1 protein-coding gene is annotated in these 1,839 nt (G+C 71.8%); it reads right to left on the bottom strand.

What is annotated here, in order from left to right; all coding sequences use genetic code 11:
• Positions 1-1,294, bottom strand: a 1,294-nt coding sequence (locus ABT245_RS45790) for a bifunctional glycosyltransferase/CDP-glycerol:glycerophosphate glycerophosphotransferase (RefSeq protein ID WP_351747079.1), incomplete at its 3' end; no start/stop codon positions are given.
• Between the last annotated feature and the right edge of the window lie 545 nt (positions 1,295-1,839).

Here is a 1,839-nt window from a genome sequence, read left to right as displayed (position 1 = left end):
TGCCGGGCCAGTTGACGTTGTTCACGAAGAAGCCGGCCCGAGCGACCACCCTGCGGTACTCGGGGGAGTTGAGCAGCACGTACTCGACGTCCGCGGGCAGCTGCTTCGCCCGCGCGCGGCTGCGCACCACCCACACCCCGCGGATGTGCGGGGCGATCTCCCGCGCCTTGTAGTACACGGCGGCCGGGTCGCCGAGCACCCCGCGGTGCGAGAACGCCGAGTACACGGCGAGCCCCGGATCCAGAGCCCGGTGCGCGGTCAGCGCCGACCAGGTCCGTCGGGTTCTCCGTGTGGCCGCCCGCCGTACCTGCCGCATCCCCCGCCCGAGACCGCGCCCCGCCCGCAGGGCCCGCCGCTTGACCAGATAGGCCGCGTAACCGCTCTCCAGCACCCGCAGGGCCGCCGGGACACTCGCCCCCTGCGGTGTGTGCCGGCGGAACAGTGCGGCGGTCCGCCGGAAGAACTCGGCCCGGTCGGACGGCGGCAGGCGGTCGGGTTTGGCGAGGATGTCGAGGCAGTGTTCGCCCATCTTGCGGTGCAGGAACGGCCGCCAGGCGGTGAGTTCGGGGTGTTCGTCGACGTAGGCGAAGACCCGTTCGTACTGGTCGTGGATGTCGAAGTGTTTGCGGCTGGTGGTGGACAGGATGTTGCCCTGGCGGCGCTGGCGGTAGTTCAGGCAGATCCGGTCGAGCACGGCGATGCGTCCGGCGCTGAGCATCACGGGGAAGGTCCAGGGGGTGTCCTCGTAGTAGCCGGGCGGGAAGCGGAAGTCGTGTGCGGCCACGTACGCGCGGCGGTACGCCTTGTTCCACACCACCATCAGCAGGTCGAGGATGCGGGGGTGTTCGGCCGCGGTGAAGGTGCTGTCGCCGGCTTCGGTCAGTACCTGGGCGAGGACGTTGCGGCGGGTGCCGCCCCACCAGTAGGTGCGGGCGTAGTCGAAGACCAGGACGTCCGGGTCGTCGCTCTCGGCGAGGCGGTCGGCCATGGCGCTGAGGGCGCCGGGTGTGAGGGTGTCGTCGCTGTCGAGGAACAGCAGGTAGTCGCCGGTGGCGTGGGGCAGTCCGGCGTTGCGGGCGCGGCCGAGGCCGACGTTCTCGGGCAGGTGCAGCACGGTCACGCGCGGGTCGCGGGCCGCGTACTCGTCGAGGATCGCGCCGCAGCCGTCCGGCGAACGGTCGTCCACGGCGATCACCTCGAAGTCGGTGTACGACTGCCCGAGCAGCGAGTCCAGACACTCGCGCAGATAGCCCTGGACCTTGAAGACGGGGACGATGACGCTGAAGCGGGGCATCTGTTCTTCCTGTTGTGGTACCGCTGTTCGGCCCGGATGGGCCGGGGGGCTTGCGCACCCGGGCTGAGAACGATCTTCCGCGGCTGTCGGTGACGGCCAGGGCGCCGCCGTCGCGGCACCTCCGTGCCGGATGCGGACGGCTCGCAGAGCGGCCGCACCGACAACTGGGCCCGCGCGATGTCCGCGCGGGCCCAGCTGAATGGCGGCCACGACGATGTCGGCCCGGGTGCCTGGCTCGTGTCCGGCAGGGGCACCAAGGCCCGGGGCGTCCCCTCCACGTCCCGGCACTGCGGGTGCGGGTCCCCGGGCGCCGGGTCGAAGCCGTGTGGCTCTTCGCTGCGGTGCCCGGGAGCCCTGCTCCCACGGAGGCCGTGGTCAGGCCGTAGTTACATCGGCGTTGCCTCGGTGCGGCGGCGGATGAGGAGGAAGCCGCCGAGGGCTGCGGCGGCTGCTGCGCCGCCGAGGGCCGGGTTGATGACCGGGACCGCGGGGACCTCGGTGGGGACGCAGGAGTTGTTGTTGCCGGGGACGGGGTCGGGTTCGGT

Source organism: Streptomyces sp. NPDC001508, assembly GCF_040298665.1.
Lineage (GTDB): Bacteria > Actinomycetota > Actinomycetes > Streptomycetales > Streptomycetaceae > Streptomyces.
Note: the sequence above shows the minus strand (reverse complement) of the source record. Positions and strands in the feature narration are given on the sequence as shown.